The 16,873-nt window shown below is 48.8% G+C and carries 14 protein-coding genes; all 14 read left to right on the forward strand.

The window, feature by feature from the left end:
- Positions 1-15 precede the first annotated feature (15 nt).
- The 14 genes from mraZ (at position 16) to AC3WQ3_RS03495 (ending at position 16,817) form a co-directional block, all read left to right on the forward strand.
- The gene (mraZ, locus tag AC3WQ3_RS03430) at positions 16-453 is read left to right on the forward strand and encodes a division/cell wall cluster transcriptional repressor MraZ (protein ID WP_017687291.1); all 438 of its coding nucleotides are present in this window, start codon (positions 16-18) and stop codon (positions 451-453) included.
- 18 nt (positions 454-471) lie between these two features.
- Positions 472-1,422, forward strand: coding sequence for a 16S rRNA (cytosine(1402)-N(4))-methyltransferase RsmH (gene rsmH, locus AC3WQ3_RS03435; protein WP_492471461.1), 951 nt, complete (start codon positions 472-474; stop codon positions 1,420-1,422).
- Between the two features lie 27 nt (positions 1,423-1,449).
- Positions 1,450-1,878: a hypothetical protein gene (locus AC3WQ3_RS03440; RefSeq protein ID WP_154895146.1), complete on the forward strand. Its 429-nt coding sequence runs from the start codon at positions 1,450-1,452 to the stop codon at positions 1,876-1,878.
- Positions 1,879-1,890: 12 nt separating this feature from the next.
- Complete coding sequence (locus tag AC3WQ3_RS03445) at positions 1,891-4,203, forward strand: penicillin-binding transpeptidase domain-containing protein (RefSeq protein ID WP_492471462.1); 2,313 nt, start codon at positions 1,891-1,893, stop codon at positions 4,201-4,203.
- A gap of 94 nt (positions 4,204-4,297) precedes the next feature.
- Positions 4,298-6,262 carry a stage V sporulation protein D gene (locus AC3WQ3_RS03450; RefSeq protein WP_154895149.1) on the forward strand — a complete coding sequence of 655 codons (1,965 nt, stop codon included), beginning with the start codon at positions 4,298-4,300 and terminating at the stop codon, positions 6,260-6,262.
- A gap of 124 nt (positions 6,263-6,386) precedes the next feature.
- On the forward strand, positions 6,387-7,874 hold the full coding sequence (locus tag AC3WQ3_RS03455) for a UDP-N-acetylmuramoyl-L-alanyl-D-glutamate--2,6-diaminopimelate ligase (protein ID WP_492471463.1): 1,488 nt from the start codon (positions 6,387-6,389) through the stop codon (positions 7,872-7,874).
- On the forward strand, positions 7,874-9,280 hold the full coding sequence (locus AC3WQ3_RS03460) for a UDP-N-acetylmuramoyl-tripeptide--D-alanyl-D-alanine ligase (protein ID WP_492471570.1): 1,407 nt from the start codon (positions 7,874-7,876) through the stop codon (positions 9,278-9,280). The genes AC3WQ3_RS03455 and AC3WQ3_RS03460 overlap by 1 nt, the downstream gene beginning before the upstream one ends.
- A 21-nt stretch (positions 9,281-9,301) precedes the next feature.
- A complete protein-coding gene (mraY, locus tag AC3WQ3_RS03465; protein WP_095289967.1) occupies positions 9,302-10,270 on the forward strand; it encodes a phospho-N-acetylmuramoyl-pentapeptide-transferase in 969 nt (322 codons plus the stop codon).
- A 3-nt stretch (positions 10,271-10,273) separates the two neighbouring features.
- Positions 10,274-11,695, forward strand: a complete 1,422-nt coding sequence (gene murD / locus AC3WQ3_RS03470; RefSeq protein WP_492471464.1) for a UDP-N-acetylmuramoyl-L-alanine--D-glutamate ligase — start codon at positions 10,274-10,276, stop codon at positions 11,693-11,695.
- A gap of 48 nt (positions 11,696-11,743) precedes the next feature.
- Entirely contained in the window at positions 11,744-12,841 is a 1,098-nt protein-coding gene (spoVE, locus tag AC3WQ3_RS03475) for a stage V sporulation protein E (RefSeq protein WP_154895154.1), read from the forward strand.
- Between the two features lie 7 nt (positions 12,842-12,848).
- A complete protein-coding gene (gene murG, locus AC3WQ3_RS03480; RefSeq protein WP_492471465.1) occupies positions 12,849-13,958 on the forward strand; it encodes an undecaprenyldiphospho-muramoylpentapeptide beta-N-acetylglucosaminyltransferase in 1,110 nt (369 codons plus the stop codon).
- Positions 13,959-14,295: 337 nt separating this feature from the next.
- Positions 14,296-14,682: a hypothetical protein gene (locus tag AC3WQ3_RS03485; protein WP_492471466.1), complete on the forward strand. Its 387-nt coding sequence runs from the start codon at positions 14,296-14,298 to the stop codon at positions 14,680-14,682.
- Between the two features lie 17 nt (positions 14,683-14,699).
- Positions 14,700-15,983 carry a UDP-N-acetylglucosamine 1-carboxyvinyltransferase gene (gene murA, locus AC3WQ3_RS03490; RefSeq protein WP_336780573.1) on the forward strand — a complete coding sequence of 428 codons (1,284 nt, stop codon included), beginning with the start codon at positions 14,700-14,702 and terminating at the stop codon, positions 15,981-15,983.
- Between the two features lie 66 nt (positions 15,984-16,049).
- Positions 16,050-16,817, forward strand: a complete 768-nt coding sequence (locus AC3WQ3_RS03495; protein WP_492471467.1) for a cell division protein FtsQ/DivIB — start codon at positions 16,050-16,052, stop codon at positions 16,815-16,817.
- Positions 16,818-16,873 lie beyond the last annotated feature (56 nt).

Below are 16,873 nucleotides of genomic sequence, written 5' to 3' on the forward strand. Positions count from 1 at the left end.
GGAGTGAGTGGGCCAATGTTTATGGGGGAGTTCCAACATAGCATTGATGACAAAGGTCGGGTTATTATTCCGGCCAAATTCCGCGAATCTCTGGGACCGTCTTTCGTTGTCACACGGGGTTTGGACCAATGTCTTTTCGTGTACCCTATGGAGGAGTGGGGGGTCATGGAACAGAAGCTCAAAGCACTGCCCTTGATGAAGTCGGATGCACGTGCGTTTACCCGCTTTTTTTTCTCGGGTGCTACCGAATGTGAATTGGACAAACAGGGTAGGGTAAATTTACCGGGCAATTTACGGGAATATGCCAAATTGGACAAGGATTGTGTTGTTCTTGGCGTGTCGAACCGGGTGGAGATCTGGAGCAAAGGCATATGGGAGAGTTATTTCAATCAATCCGAGGAAGCATTCAACGACATTGCCGAAAAGCTAGTCGATTTTAATTTTGATCTATAAAGTCAGGAGGGGTGCAGGTTGTTTCACCACATAACCGTACTCAAAGAAGAGGCAACAGAGGGATTAAACATCAAGCAGGACGGTATATACGTGGACTGCACTTTAGGTGGAGGAGGACATAGTTCCGTCATTGCTTCCAAGCTCGGTCCAGGGGGAAGGCTTATCGCACTGGATCAGGATGATTGGGCATTGGATAATGCACGCGAGAAGCTTGCTTCCTATGGAGATCGCATCACGCTTGTGAAAACGAATTTCCGTGATCTGGAGCAGGTTCTGAAAGAACTGGATGTCCCAATGAAGGACGGCGTGCCACAGGTGGATGGCATTTTGTACGATTTGGGTGTGTCATCGCCTCAATTCGATGAAGGAGAACGTGGATTTAGTTACAATCACGATGCTCCGCTGGACATGAGGATGGATCAGGATGCATTTCTGACAGCCAAAGAGATTGTCAACGAATGGCCTGAAGAGGAGATTGCCCGAATTTTATATCGTTATGGTGAAGAAAAGTTTTCAAGAAGAATTGCCCGCGTCATTGTGGAAAAACGAAGCCAGGCTGTTATCGAGTCCACAGGAGAGCTAGTGGAATTGATTAAGGAAGGCATCCCGGCTGCTGCTCGCCGTACAGGTGGACATCCGGCGAAGCGCAGTTTTCAGGCTTTGCGGATTGCAGTGAATGATGAGCTGGGTGCGTTTGAGGAAGCATTGCATCAGGCGGTTCGGTGTCTTGCACCAGGTGGACGTGTATCTGTTATTACCTTTCACTCGCTTGAGGATCGGATTTGCAAGCAAATATTCAGCAGTTATCTGGAGAAGTGTACGTGCCCGCCTGACTTTCCGTTATGCGTGTGCGGCGGTAAAGGTGTACTGCGTTTAGTCAACAGAAAACCGCTGATTCCGACGGATACGGAACTGGCCGAGAACTCCCGTGCACGTTCAGCTAAACTGCGCGTAGCCGAGAAACTGTAAACCAAGAGCGAAGGAGAGAGTCTTTGTATGGCATATACACGTGGTAACCTTGCAGTGAAAGAAAAAGCAACCCAAGAACGTGTGACGCAGCAGCGGTACAAGGAAACCACCAAAGTGGTGACTCGTCGTACGGGTCTTCCTGCACGAGAGAAATTCTTGTACCTGATGACATTGATCGTCTGTATCGTTATCGGTGGTGCACTGATGTGGCGTTATGCTCATATCTATGATCTGAACAAGCAGGCTCAGTCTACGTTGTCCGAGACGAGAGAAGCGGAGAAAACCATCGCAGACCTGCAGGTTGAAAAGGAAAGACTGAACAATTTGGTTATTGAAAATGCACGCAAACTTGGCTATGTAGAAGCGTCCGGCAAAGACGTTATAATCGTGCCTCGTTCAACAGGTGTAACGAGCTCACAGGATACAGAGTCGTCTTCGGATACAGCAAGTAAGTAAAGAGGTGTACCGATGGTAAAAAGAATAAAGATGCGCACGCTGCTTATAGGGGGATGTATTACCCTCTTTTTTCTTGTACTGATAACCCGAATCTTTTTTATTCAAGTTGTAAATAGCAGTACCTGGCAAGGATATGCCTCCGAGCTGGTGGAACGTGAGCAGACGATTAAGGCAAGCCGAGGGTCTATTACGGATCGGAACGGCAACATTCTGGCAACAGATGCGCCAGCATATACGGTATCGGTCAATCCCGAGATGATCAATGAACTTGGGATTGAAGATGTTGTCACGACAAAACTGTCTGCAATACTTGGCAAGAATGAAAGTGAAATGCGTGCTTTGGTGACTGCCAAAGATAAAAAAGGGAAATTTTACAAACAGCGCGAGGTGCGAAGTGAGGGTTATAAAATCAGCCCGGAATTGGCAGCTAAAGTAACTGCGCTGAGGGAAGAACTGAAGGAAGAGTACAAGGCTCAGAACGCCATCGTAATGGCACAGGAATCGAAGCGGTTTTACCCCGAAGAGACGCTTGCATCGCATCTTCTGGGTTACATGAGTCGTGACGGTAAAGCTGTAAACGGGCTTGAAGTTTCGTATGATGAAGAACTGACGGGCACTGATGGTTACCTGAACTACCAAAAGGATGCCAAAGGCATCAAGCTTCCTGATTCTCAGGATAACTATCTTCCACCACAAAACGGAAATAACCTGAAGCTGACGATTGATGATACCATTCAATTTTACATTGAAGATGCCATTAAGGAAGCAGTTGCTCAGTATAATCCGCTCAGTATGACCGTCATTGCAGCAGATCCAAACACGATGGAAATATTGGGCATGGCGAACTGGCCGAATTTTAATCCCAATACGTACTGGGAAACCCCGGACCAAAAAGATTTCATTAACCATGCGACACAGTCCATCTACGAACCAGGCTCAACATTTAAGATTGTTACATTGGCTGGTGCTGTAGAAGAGAAGCTGTTTGATCCAAACGCGACGTTTGAGTCCAAACGGATCAACATTGGGGGATTTTCGATTAGTGATAATGGCCACGCTTATGGTCAGATTTCCTATCTCGAAGGCGTCAAACGTTCAAGTAACGTTGCCTTTGTTAATCTCGGTTACAACATGCTTGGCGGCGAACGTCTGCGTCATTACATAGACGAATTCGGATTCGGCCAAAAAACGGGAATTGATCTGCCGAGCGAGTCTGCTTCACCGATCAAACCATTGGTTTATAAGTCCGAAATTGCAACAGCAGCCTATGGTCACGGTTTGGTTCAAGTAACCCCGATTCAGCAGGTGGCTGCCATCTCAGCCATTGCCAACGGCGGGAAACTGATGGTTCCACATCTGGTGAAGGAAATCATCAATCCAAATGACGGAACAACTGAAGTGACCAAACCAAAAGAGGTTCGTCAGGTCATCTCCAAGGAATCTGCAAAACTGGTAAGTGGCTATTTGGAACAAGTTGTAGCAGACCAGCAGATCGGTACTGGGCGTAACGCCTATATAGAAGGATACCGGGTGGCCGGTAAAACGGGTACAGCAAGAAAATGGGTGAACGGGGAATATAGTAAAACCAAAGACGTCGTTTCGTTTATCGGATTTGCTCCTGTAAACAATCCAAAAATTGCGATGCTGGTCGTCATTGACCAACCGAGTGGAACCAACATTGGTGGTGGGGCTGCAGCTGCTCCTGTATTCAAAAAGATTGTCAGTCAAACTCTGCAATATATGGGTGTTCCGAAAGATACAACAAAGACCTCGGACAAAAAGGCAGCTACCATCGTTCAGACGAAGACTCCTGACTTGACTGGGAAAACAGCCAAACAGGCTAGAAGCCACCTTCTGAACGCAGGAATTGCTTACGAGACCCTAGGGAAGGGCGAGAGTGTTATTCGTCAGTACCCTGCGGCAGGCGAATTTATGAACCCAGGTCAGAGAATCTATCTGCTTACGGAAGACAGCAGCAGTATGAAAGTTCCTGATCTCACAGGCGAATCGCTTCGGGATGCCATGGAAGTTCTTTCACTCATGAAAGTGGGAGTGATTGTCAAGGGTGAGGGTTATGTCGTGAGTCAAAAGGAGCAGGTCTCCGGGGAACAGCGGACCATACAGCTCACATTGCAGACTGCCAAGGCCGCAGTAACCGGCATAGCGGATGAAGATCCTGAGTCTTCAGATGTTGCATTGGAGGAAGAGGGGACAGCAGAAGAGTCCAGCAAGACAGAAGAAACGGGGAACTCGGATGGAACCGAGGCTCCAACCAATGAGACGGACTCGTCTTCTGGTGCCGCGATTGATCCGGTCCTCCCATAACCATTGAATTTATAGCTTGTTCTAACCCCCGGTTGTCCCGAATATTCATGAATGAACGAGGTCATGATTTTGGGACGAGTGGGGGGATCTTTTCGTGAAGGGTTCAAGTGTAAATTTACGGCGCAGGCTGTTATGGAGTTTGCTCATTTTGGTATTGTTATTTTCGGCCCTGGTGATCAGGCTTGCTTATGTACAACTCGGGAAAGGCCCGGAATTGTCTGCGAAAGCGGAGGAGTCCTGGCGGCGGAACATTCCATACTCAGCCAAACGGGGAGAGATCCTGGATCGCAATGGTACCTCTCTTGCCTATAATGTAACTACACCGACGATTATGGCGATTCCGGCTCAAGTGAAGGAAGCGGAAACTACAGCGAAGGCACTAGCCCCTTTACTTGGAATGACTGAAGAGAAAGTGCTGGCAACCATCAAGAAAAGAGAACTGATTGTACGACTACAACCCGGCGGCCGCAAAATTACGATGGAGAAAGCTCAGCGCATTCGTGATTTGAAGCTTCCGGGTATCGTTGTTGCAGAGGATAATAAACGATTCTATCCTTATGATGATCTGGCCGCTCACATTCTTGGTTTTACGGGGATTGATAACCAGGGATTGACTGGGGTGGAAAAAAGGTATGATGAGAAGTTGACCGGTTTAAATGGCAGTGTGTCCTACTTGTCCGATGCGGCCGGAAGGCTTATGCCGGGCTCATCTGAGAAGTATGTGGAACCAAGAGATGGTCTTAACCTGGAGCTGACGATCGACAAATCGATCCAATCCATTATGGAAAGGGAACTGGATCAGGCCATGGTCAAATTCCAGGCAAACTCCGCTCTGGCTATCGCCATGAACCCGAAGACGGGTGAAGTCCTCGGCATGGCCAGCAGACCAGGGTATGAACCAGCGGATTACCAGCAGTATCCGTCTGAAATCTATAACCGGAATTTACCGATATGGATGACATACGAACCGGGTTCAACTTTTAAAATCATTACTTTGGCGGCAGCATTGGAAGAGAAGAAGGTGAATCTGCAGCAGGATCAGTTCTTTGATCCAGGATATGTTGAGGTTGGAGGTGCCCGGCTGCGCTGCTGGAAAAAAGGCGGCCATGGGAGTCAAACCTTCCTGCAAGTCGTGGAAAACTCCTGCAATCCCGGGTTTGTCGCTCTAGGTCAAAAGCTAGGTAAAGAGTCGTTGTTTTCTTACATCAAAGACTTTGGATTTGGGACCAAAACAGGTATTGATCTGAGCGGCGAGGCAAGTGGTATCTTGTTCAAGCTGTCTCGTGTGGGTCCTGTGGAGCTTGCGACAACAGCCTTTGGGCAAGGCGTTTCGGTTACACCTATTCAGCAAGTGGCGGCCGTCTCGGCTGCCATCAATGGAGGCAAGCTCTACAAACCTTATGTAACCAAAGCGTGGGTTCATCCCGAAACGGGTGAAGTGATGGAAGAAGTCAAGCCGGAACTTGTGCGGCAGGTCATTTCGGAAGACACATCCAAGCAGGTTCGTGAGGCTTTGGAAAGTGTTGTTGCAAAAGGCACAGGAAGACCGGCCTTCATCGACGGATATCGGGTAGGAGGCAAAACAGGTACAGCCCAGAAGGTTATTAACGGACGTTATTCCTCTACCGAGCATATTGTATCCTTTATTGGCTTTGCTCCGGCAGATGATCCACAGATCGTAGTGTACACGGCTGTCGATAATCCAAAAGGGATTCAGTTCGGGGGTGTCGTTGCAGCTCCGATTGTACAGAATATTCTTGAAGACTCGCTGCACTATATGAATGTTCCTGTGCGCAAGGATCAGGTTGCAAAAGAATACAAGTATGGCGAAACCAAAATTGTTACGGTTCCCGATCTCACAGGTGCAACGGTAGAAGATCTGTATGAAGATCTCAACATGAACTTTATGCTGGCAAAGTCCGGCAGCGGGAAGTACGTAATTAACCAGGCTCCGAAGCCAGGAGCAAGGGTGGAGCAGGGCTCTACCATACGAATCTATATGAGTGATGTGCTGAAAGAAGCACACGATCATACAGGGGAAGCAGGACAGGAGCCTTAACCGGCTCCAAGTCCTAGCGCAACAAAATTCAAAAAGTTGCGTTTCATTAAATGGCTATATGGACGATATTAATAAAAAGAAATGCCTTGAGCAGAAGTAAACTTGGAGAAGTGAGGTTATTCATGTGCTTTTAAAACAATTTGCATCGAAGCTGACAACTGCACGCCTGATTGGCGAGCCTAATACAGAGTGCCAAAACTTACAGACAGATTCCCGCCAGGTTCAACCGGGAGATCTGTTTATCTGTCTTCCGGGGCATACGGTAGATGGACATGATTATGCGGAAAAAGCAGTGAATGCCGGAGCGGTAGCACTGGTCGTGGAACGACAACTGGAACTACCTGTACCGCAGCTGCTGGTCAAAGACAGTCGTTTTGCAATGGCAGTCCTTGCAGACTCTTTCTTTGACTCACCAAGCCATAAGATGAATATGATTGGTGTAACGGGAACGAACGGAAAGACAACCACCACCTATCTGATTGAAAAGATCATGAGTGATCATGGACAGAAGACAGGTTTGATTGGTACCATTCAAATGCGTTACGACGGGCGGACCTATCCAATGTCGGGAACTACACCAGAAGCACTCGATCTGCAGCGCAGTCTGTATGATATGGTTCAAGCGGGGACGGACTGCTGCGTAATGGAGGTCTCCTCACATGCGCTGGAGCAGGGACGTGTAAAAGGAACCAATTTCCGTACTGCGGTATTCACCAACTTGACTCAAGATCATCTGGACTATCATAATTCCATGGAAGAGTACCGCTCAGCAAAAGGCCTGTTCTTTGCAAGACTTGGCAACGAGTTTGCAGAAGACGTCTCCCGTCGCAAATTTGCGGTCATTAACGCTGACGATCCGTCGGCCAATTATTTCAAATCAGTGACTGCAGCTGAAGTCATTACATATGGCATGGAAGATAATGCTGATGTACGGGCATCCAACATCTCGATTACATCGCAGGGCACGTCTTTCCATGTGGAGACATTCGCAGGCAGTACAGACATTAACTTGCGCATGGTAGGGAAATTCAACGTATATAACGCCATGGCAGCTATCTCTGCTGCACTTGTTGAAGGAGTACCCTTGGAAGAGATTAAACGCAGTCTTGAGACGGTTCCTGGTGTGGATGGACGTGTTGAAGCCGTAGACGAAGGTCAGTCATTTGCTGTTATTGTGGACTACGCTCATACACCGGACGGCTTGGAAAACGTATTGCGAACGGTAAAAGAGTTTGCTGAAGAGCGAGTCATCTGTGTATTTGGATGTGGGGGAGACCGGGATCGGACCAAACGTCCATTAATGGGGAAAATTGCAGCGAAGTATAGTGACATTGTTTTTGTAACTTCTGACAATCCACGCACAGAGGATCCGGATCTGATTCTCAAAGATATTGAAGTAGGTCTGGTAGAAGAAGGCGTACCATCTGATCGTTATCTCATGGTCGTAGATCGTCGTCAGGCAATACATGAAGCTATTGAAATGGCAAGCCCAGCCGATGTAGTATTGATTGCGGGCAAGGGTCATGAGACCTATCAAATTATCGGAACAACCAAAACGGATTTCGATGATCGGATCATAGCCAAAGAGGCGATAAGGGGCAAATCCAATTGATAAAAAGAACATTAGCGCAATTGGCCGAAATGTGCGGAGGAACACTAAACGACTACACTGCTTACGGTGACATCCGCGTTGAAGGTGTATTTACGGATTCACGCAAGCCAGTAGAAGGCAGTTTGTTTATCCCGCTTGTCGGTGAGAGATTTGACGGACACGAATTTGTGCAAGCTTGTTTAGAAAAGGGAGCCTCAGGGGCGTTATGGCAGAATGACCATGGTGTTCCCCCGCAGGGAGGAGCAGTCATCGTCGTTGAAGACACGCTGGCAGCCCTGCAGGGGCTTGCATCTACTTATCTGGCCGAGAGCCAAACTTCCGTGGTGGGTATTACCGGCAGCAATGGCAAAACAACAACCAAGGACATTGTGGATGCCATTCTCTCTACCAAATTTAAGGTGCATAAGACGCAGGGAAACTTCAACAATCATATCGGACTCCCGCTTACGGTGCTAAGCATGGAACAAGATACCGAGATTGTGATTCTGGAAATGGGCATGAGCGGCCGCAGAGAAATTGAGGCGTTGTCTTTGATTGCTCAGCCGGATATCGCCATCATTACGAATATTGGTGAATCCCATCTGCTGCAGCTTGGCTCCAGGCTGGAGATTGCCAGAGCAAAAGCCGAAATTGCTGCAGGCATGAAACCAGGTGGCCTGTTAATTTATAACGGAGACGAGCCGTTGATTAAGCAGGTTCTGGCTGAAGTGGAAACGAAGCAGCCCGAGGGAATGAAACGATTTACATTTGGACTTCAGACAGACAATGATGATTACCCGACAGGACTCATGAATGCGCAGAACGGTGTTGTTTTCACGACAAAACAGTTGGGGGAACAAGCACTTACGCTTCCTCTGCTAGGTACACACAATGTCGTTAACTGTCTGGCTGCACTAGCAGTTGCACGTCACTTTGGTGTAACAGCCGAACATATTGCTTCCGGGTTATCCAGCTTGAAACTGACGGGCATGCGTATTGAGGTTATTCAAGGAGTCAGCGGACTGACGATGCTTAATGATGCCTACAATGCAAGTCCAACGTCGATGAAAGCAGCTATTGATGTGTTGGATGGACTCAAAGGTTATCGCTCTCGAGTAGCCGTACTTGGAGACATGTTGGAACTTGGACCTCAGGAAGAGGAGCTTCACCGTGGTATCGGAGAGTATATTACGCCTGGGAAAATGGACATGGTGCTAACCTATGGACCGTTATCGGTGAATATAGCTGAGGGTGCAAAACTGCACATGCCGGCAGAAGCCGTGCATGCATTTGAAAACAAGGAAGAGATGACCCGTTACCTGCTGGAAAGATTGCATCCCAGAGACGTCGTTTTGTTCAAGGCCTCCCGGGGCATGAAGCTGGAGGACGTGGTCGAATCACTAAAAATAGCATCATTACAGAATTGAGTAGACTAGAGGGGTGAACCCATGGATTTTCAGGTATTACTGTTAACAATCGGCGTTTCATTTATTTTGGCGGTGATTGCTGCACCGCTATTGATACCATTACTTCGCCGAATGAAATTCGGACAGCAGGTTCGGGAAGACGGGCCGCAGAGCCATCTGAAAAAGAGCGGGACGCCGACGATGGGCGGGGTTGTGATCCTGCTTGCTTTTACATTAGCCTTTTTGAAGTTTTCAGCAGTCAAAAATACGGATTTCTATGTGCTGCTCGTGGCTACGCTCGGTTTTGGCCTGATCGGCTTCCTGGATGACTATATCAAGATTGTATTCAAACGTTCTCTGGGACTGACCGCCAGACAAAAAATGCTGGGACAGCTGTTTTTCAGTGCCGTGATGTGTTTCCTGCTCATTCAGAATGGGCACAGTACAGCCATTTCGATTCCCGGAACATCCGTCTCCTTCGACTGGACGGGATGGTTCTATTATCCGTTTGTCGTGTTCATGATGCTTGCGATCACCAATGCCGTTAACTTTACGGATGGACTGGATGGTTTGCTGTCCGGAATCAGTGCTATTGCGTTTGGGGCATTTGCAATTGTAGCGATGCAAGCGACGTCTATGCCGGCAGCGGTATGTGCAGCAGCCATGATTGGTGCTGTGCTTGGTTTTCTTGTATACAATGCGCATCCGGCCAAAGTGTTTATGGGAGACACGGGCTCACTAGGTATTGGTGGTGCCATTGGTGCCGTTGCCATTGTTACGAAGACGGAGCTTCTTTTTGTAATCATTGGTGGTGTGTTCGTCATCGAGATTCTATCCGTTATTATTCAAGTGGTATCGTTCAAGACCCGGGGCAAGCGTGTATTCAAAATGAGTCCTATTCACCACCACTTTGAATTAAGCGGATGGTCGGAATGGCGGGTTGTTATTACTTTTTGGGCAGTTGGTGCTATTTTGGCTGCGCTCGGACTTTATCTCAACAAGGGGTTGTAAATCATGAACCATCCTGAATCATATCGCGGTCAACAGGTTGTTGTGCTCGGACTGGCAAAGAGTGGCGTGCAAGTTGCCAAGGTGCTGGACCGTGCGGGAGCGAAAGTCACAGTGAATGATAAAAAAGAGAGGGAACAGTGTCCCGAAGCATCCGAATTGGAGGCTTTGGGAATTTCTGTTGTATGCGGGGGCCATCCCGATGATCTGATTCATGAGGGTGTGAAGCTTGTGGTTAAAAACCCGGGCATCCCTTATCAGGCGCCACCAGTACAGCAGGCTCTTTCCCTTGGAATTGAGGTTGTAACGGAAGTGGAAGTGGCTTATCACCTCTGTGCAGCACCGATGATTGGGATTACAGGTTCCAACGGGAAAACAACAACAACCACATGGGTTGGCAACATGCTGGAGCATGCAGGCTTGAACCCGATTGTGGCCGGCAATATCGGTACACCGCTCAGCGAGGCGGCAGAACAAGCTACGGCCGATAACTGGATGGTCGTTGAACTCAGTAGTTTCCAGCTTAAGGGAACTGTCCATTTCCGTCCACGGATTGCAAGTCTGCTTAATGTAACAGAAACGCATCTGGATTATCACGGGGATATGGATGACTATATCGCTTCCAAAGCTAAGATCTTTGCCAATCAGCTTGCGGATGACGTAGCCGTGCTGAACTGGGATGATCCCGTATGCCGGGAATTGGTTCCTTATATTAAAAGCAGGCTGCTTCCGTTCTCCATGACTGAGAAGCTGGAAGCGGGCGTATACGTCGATCCTCCTTACGTGGATGGAGAAGAGGATGATGTGAGACGCCAGGTGGTATATGCCGACGGTCAAGGAAACCATCACATCGTTATAGACGTTGAAAACATTGGAATACCAGGACAATTTAATGTTGGGAATGCGCTGGCTGCGGTAGCCATTGCAGTAGCGGCAGGTGCCGATCCCGCTGTGCTTGAGGAACCCCTGTCCGAATTCAAAGGGGTTGAACACCGTTTGGAGTATGTGCTGGAGCACAATGGCGCCAAGTACTACAACAATTCCAAGGCTACCAATTCGAAGGCAACCGTCATGGCGTTGAACTCCTTCAAGGATCCGGTCGTGCTGATCGCCGGAGGACTGGATCGGGGTTCAGACATGATGGAGCTGCTCCCCTTATTCCAGGAACGGGTAAAAGCGGTTGTGGCTCTCGGCGAAACACGTGAGAAAATCGCCAAGGTCGCGGAACTGGCGGGATTAAAGCAAATTAAGGTCGTCGATAATGAGGATGATGCTGCCCAGACGTTAACCGCTGCAGTACAGGAAGCGTCGCGGCTTGCAGCGCCTGGTGATATAGTCTTGCTCTCACCGGCGTGTGCAAGTTGGGACATGTTTGCTTCTTATGAGGAGCGGGGACGCATTTTTAAAGAGGCGGCGCATAACTTGTAAGTAGGGGGGTGGAAAAGCCCCTACTTCCATGCAAGGGGTGGCCTCCTGATGAAACAGACGCGACCGGCGCCGGATATCTGGCTCCTGATTTGTATTGTGGCATTGCTTGCCATCGGCATTATTATGGTCTATAGTGCGGGCTCGGTGCTTGCTTTTCATGACTATGGCGATTCATTTTATTTTGTCAAAAGACAGTTGTTATTTGCTGGACTCGGACTGGCTGCCATGTTTGTCACAGCCAATGTGGATTACCGGGTCTGGCGGAAATATGCTAAACCGATATTGATCGCCTGTTTTATTATGCTGATTGCGGTGTTAATTCCCGGGATCGGCGTGGTCCGCGGCGGAGCACGAAGCTGGCTTGGCATTGGATCGTTTGGTATTCAGCCCTCTGAATTCATGAAGCTGGGCATGATTTTGTTTTTGGCCCACTGGCTGAGCAAGGAACCGGGGAAAATTAAAACATTCACAACCGGATTGTTGCCCCCGCTTGGATTGATAGGTCTCGCCTTCGGCATTATTATGCTGCAGCCCGATTTGGGGACAGGCACAGTCATGATGGGGGCATCCATGCTGATTATTTTTACGGCAGGCGCAAGAATGAAACATTTGCTGCTGCTTGCCCTTGGCGGCGTTGCTGGGTTTGCCGCATTGATTGCGGCGGCTCCTTATCGGTTGAAACGAATAACGGCTTTTCTTGACCCATGGTCTGATCCGCTTGGTGCAGGCTATCAAATCATCCAATCGTTATATGCAATCGGACCGGGGGGACTGGCAGGCCTTGGACTTGGGATGAGCCGGCAAAAATACAGTTATGTGCCCGAACCGCAAACGGATTTCATTTTTTCCATATTGGCTGAAGAGCTCGGGTTTATTGGCGGACTTATTGTACTTCTACTGTTCCTGGTACTGGTCTGGAGAGGTATGCGAGTAGCGATGACAGTGCCGGATGCTTTTGGCAGTTTGCTGGCTGTAGGCATTATCGGCATGGTGGCTGTACAAGTCATTATCAATATCGGCGTAGTCATCGGGCTCATGCCCGTTACCGGAATAACCCTACCGCTGATCAGTTATGGCGGATCATCTCTGACCTTGATGCTGACAGCACTAGGGATACTGTTAAACTTATCACGTTATGCGAGGTGACTATGCGATGCGAGTCGTACTAAGCGGCGGCGGTACCGGTGGACATATCTATCCGGCCGTTGCCATAGCAAGACAATGTGAGGCGGAGAATCCCGACTCGACATTTTTATATATTGGAGGAACCCGTGGACTGGAGAGCAAGTTAGTGCCACAGGAGAACATTCCTTTTCAATCCATTGATATTACAGGGTTTCGACGGAAGTTGTCCGTGGACAATCTGAAGACCGTTTTGCGTTTTATTCAGGGCGTCCGAAAATCGAAGAAAATGCTGAAGGAATTCAAACCTGATGTGGTGATCGGGACAGGCGGCTATGTATGTGGACCTGTGGTTTATGCAGCTGCCAAACTGGGGATTCCAAGTGTCATTCATGAACAAAATGCGATCCCTGGCTTAACCAACAAGTTCCTTACTCGTTATGTGGATACCGTTGCAGTTAGCTTCGAAGGTTCCGAGAAGGCCTTCTCTGGAGCCAAAAGAGTAGTGTACACGGGTAATCCGAGGGCAACCACGGTTGCCAAGGCCAGCCGTGATCGAGGATTTGCCACACTGGGCGTGCCCATGGACAGCCGGGTTGTGCTGGTTGTTGGAGGCAGCCGCGGGGCAAAGGCCATCAATAAAGCGATGGTGGACATGGCTCCCATGCTGGAGAAGCTGGACGATGTACACGTCGTTTATGTTACGGGTGAATCCTATTTTGACGAAACACGTGAAGCGATACGCAGTTCACTTGGAACGATGCCAAACCACTTGCATGTGCTTCCTTATGTGCATAATATGCCTGAGGTTCTCGCTTGTACCTCATTGATTGTGAATCGTGCAGGAGCGTCATTCCTGGCCGAAATTACATCGCTTGGCATTCCGTCCATTTTGATACCGTCACCTAACGTGACGAATAATCATCAGGAAGCGAATGCGCGTACACTGGAAGGTGGCGGAGCTTCAGTCACGATGCTGGAGAAGGATCTGTCGGGAAAAGCGTTATATGAGGCCATTGCCCGCATCATGAATGATGAAGCGGCCCGCAAACGCATGGCCGCTGCTTCTCGGGAACTTGGCAAGCCGGATGCAGCCGAGGTGCTGGTGAAGGAGATTCAAAGGCTTGCTGTACGCAGGTAAAGTGTGTTCTGGGCGATTGTCACACACAAGGCAGGACTGACATAAGATACCGTATAAATTGTGACAATCGTTCCAAGGCGCCGCATCACGGTTTTTGTCGTATAGCAGGGGATACTTCCATGGATGTTGAGCAGCATGATTTATGCGTAACGGCAGAAGCATTCCATACTATTAAAGGTGATTGTGGTTAGTACCAAAAGAAGTGGGCCCTGCGGGCAGAAGTTGTGTACATTCAACGCTGGTGCTTGTGGATCGGATGTGTCACGTATATTTCAATCCGCTGAGATTGTGCTGGAGACAGGCGAATGGGTACGTTACAGCAAGGAGGACAGGGAATTTGCGTATTGCCACTCTGTGCTGCATTAATGGAGAGGTGTTGTGCCAGAAGCTGTATATTCAGTTCGGCATAATGAGCGCAAAGTCGTTTCGGAAGGTGATTGTGCTTGCCCAAAATCATAGACGTTTTGCCACTTCATATGCGTACGCAGGCAGCGTATTCCGAAATCCGCCCAGTGACCGAGAGGCCCGGCTGTTTCAAACAGCAGAGCCAAAGGGTAAACACGGGAGGCCTACAGGTATCCATCTTGCATGCCAATTTGATTGTCAGTCCAGTCAAGCTACAGCAGAGGACGTTATCACCCTTATGCAGCAAATTCATAGCAACTATATCATCTCAAAACGGTATAACCTGGTACCGGAAGTCTTTCCAGTGGGTGAGCGGTAAACCCCGGAGGTGATACATTGGACAAATTGGTGATTGAAGGCGGGAAACCCCTCTCAGGATCCATACGCATCCATGGAGCAAAAAATGCCGCTTTACCAATCATGGCTGCAAGTTTGTTGGCAGATGGAGAAGTCACACTGCACAACGTTCCACACTTGCTGGACATTGAAGTAATGCTGTATATCCTGGAACGGCTTGGATGCACGTGTCGGCATGAACAGGGAACAGTGACGATTGATACATCGTCTATCCGGTCATATGATGTGCCTGAGGATCTGATGAAACAGATGCGCTCTTCCATTTTCTTGATGGGGCCATTGCTGGCTAAGTTTGGGCAAGTATCCGTATACCAGCCAGGTGGTTGTGCCATCGGAGAACGCAAGATTGATCTTCACCTCCGGGGCCTGGAAGCGCTCGGAGCATCAATTGAAGAGCTTGATCAACAGATTATCTGTAGGGGCCGTAAGCTGGTTGGAACGGATATTCATCTGGACTTCCCAAGTGTGGGTGCCACGGAAAATATCATGATGGCAGCCGTTACGGCTGAGGGCACAACAACGATATTCAATGCAGCCAGAGAACCTGAGATTCAGGACTTGCAGCATTTTCTCAACGCGATGGGTGCAAGTATAATTGGAGCCGGCACCGATACAATTACGATTAACGGTGTGGAGAAACTGAAGCCTTGTTCCTATGAGATCATACCTGATCGGATCGTGGCCGGTACCGTCATGATTGCAGCAGCAGCGACAAGAGGTAATGTTACCCTGACACACTGCAACCCGGCACACCTTACTTCCCTTATACATGTGTTGAAGCGCACTGGTGTTCAAATCACGGTCTGCAATGATATAATGACGGTGAGCTGTATGAGCCGTCCCAAATCCGTGGATCGCATTGTAACATCACCGTACCCTTCGTTTCCGACTGACCTTCAGTCGCAAATCATGGTCTTGCTCAGTTTGGCTGATGGGTTCAGTGTAATGAAGGAGACGGTATTTGAGGGACGTTTCAAGCACGTGGATGAACTTAACGTCATGGGTGCAGATATTTCGGTCGATCTGAATGCAGCCTTTATCCGTGGAGTCCCGCGTTTGTACGGAGCTACAGTTGAAGCAACCGACCTGCGTGCAGGTGCAGCTCTGGTTATTGCTGGCCTTGCTGCCCAGGGGAAAACGATTGTTGAGCAAGTGCATCATATTGACAGAGGGTACGACCGCATCGAGAAGTTGTTCCAGAGCCTTGGAGCTTCGGTTGAGCGACAGTCCCCCGTTTCGAAACAGCTGGATTTTGCCAATTAACGTCCTTTGAGTCCCCTTCTTCAGAATGCTGTGGGAGGGGGCCGAAGGCTTTGTGGAGCGCGACCTATGCCTAAAAGTCAAATTCCGGTTCTGAAGAAGAATCGGCCTAAAGGAAACACAAGCCGTAAACTTGTTCTTATTCTGTTACTTCTTTTTATTGTATTGCTTGCCGTGCTGTTCTTCCGCTCTTCCATGAGCCGGATTTCGAGCGTTGAGATTACGGGTAATGTATACACGACAACTTCCGAACTGCTGGAGAAAAGTGGTTTGAAGGAAGGCGATCAGTTTTTTGGGACAAGCTCCGCTGAGGTCATTGAGCGTTTGAAGACGTTCAAAGCGGTAGCAAATGTGACAGTAGATAAACAGTTTCCGGGGATAGTTCATATCAAGGTTCAGGAGTATCCAACCGTTGCTTACGAACTGGGTGCGGATGGTACACTCCAGGCGATCCTGGCCAGTGGGACAAGCTTGAATGTTCCGGCCAATATCGGAGTTGCTGTGGAGAAGCCCATTCTGACTCAGTGGAAAGCAGACGATCCGCTCAAAGAACAATTGAGTGAGACGCTTGCCAAAATTCCAAACGAATTGACAACGGATATATCGGAGATTATTCCTAACCCTACGCCTTCGTTTCCGGATCAGATCCGGCTGTATACCAAATCACAGTTTGAAGTGATTACCACGATCTCCAAGCTGCCGGATAAGGTGGAGTACCTGAATCAGGTTATTGAGACGGAGCGGCCAGGGAAAATCACGATGCTTGAGGCAGACACGTACGTGCCTTTTATCGCGGATGACCCTGAAGATGGTGAAGAGCCAGGTGCAACGCCCTGATCCTCTTGCTAATCATGTATGGCAGTTAATGAAAAGTCCAAGCAGGGTCGGGGTTT

The organism is Paenibacillus sp. FW104-T2 (assembly GCF_058789975.1).

Excerpts from the sequence above, each read along its gene's own strand:
- murD (WP_492471464.1), top strand. The coding sequence starts at position 10,274 with ATGAACCATCCTGAATCATATCGCGGTCAACAGGTTGTTGTGCTCGGA.
- mraZ (WP_017687291.1), top strand. The coding sequence starts at position 16 with ATGTTTATGGGGGAGTTCCAACATAGCATTGATGACAAAGGTCGGGTT.
- AC3WQ3_RS03445 (WP_492471462.1), top strand. The coding sequence starts at position 1,891 with ATGGTAAAAAGAATAAAGATGCGCACGCTGCTTATAGGGGGATGTATT.
- AC3WQ3_RS03440 (WP_154895146.1), top strand. The coding sequence starts at position 1,450 with ATGGCATATACACGTGGTAACCTTGCAGTGAAAGAAAAAGCAACCCAA.
- murG (WP_492471465.1), top strand. The coding sequence starts at position 12,849 with ATGCGAGTCGTACTAAGCGGCGGCGGTACCGGTGGACATATCTATCCG.
- AC3WQ3_RS03495 (WP_492471467.1), top strand. The coding sequence starts at position 16,050 with ATGCCTAAAAGTCAAATTCCGGTTCTGAAGAAGAATCGGCCTAAAGGA.
- mraY (WP_095289967.1), top strand. The coding sequence starts at position 9,302 with ATGGATTTTCAGGTATTACTGTTAACAATCGGCGTTTCATTTATTTTG.
- spoVE (WP_154895154.1), top strand. The coding sequence starts at position 11,744 with ATGAAACAGACGCGACCGGCGCCGGATATCTGGCTCCTGATTTGTATT.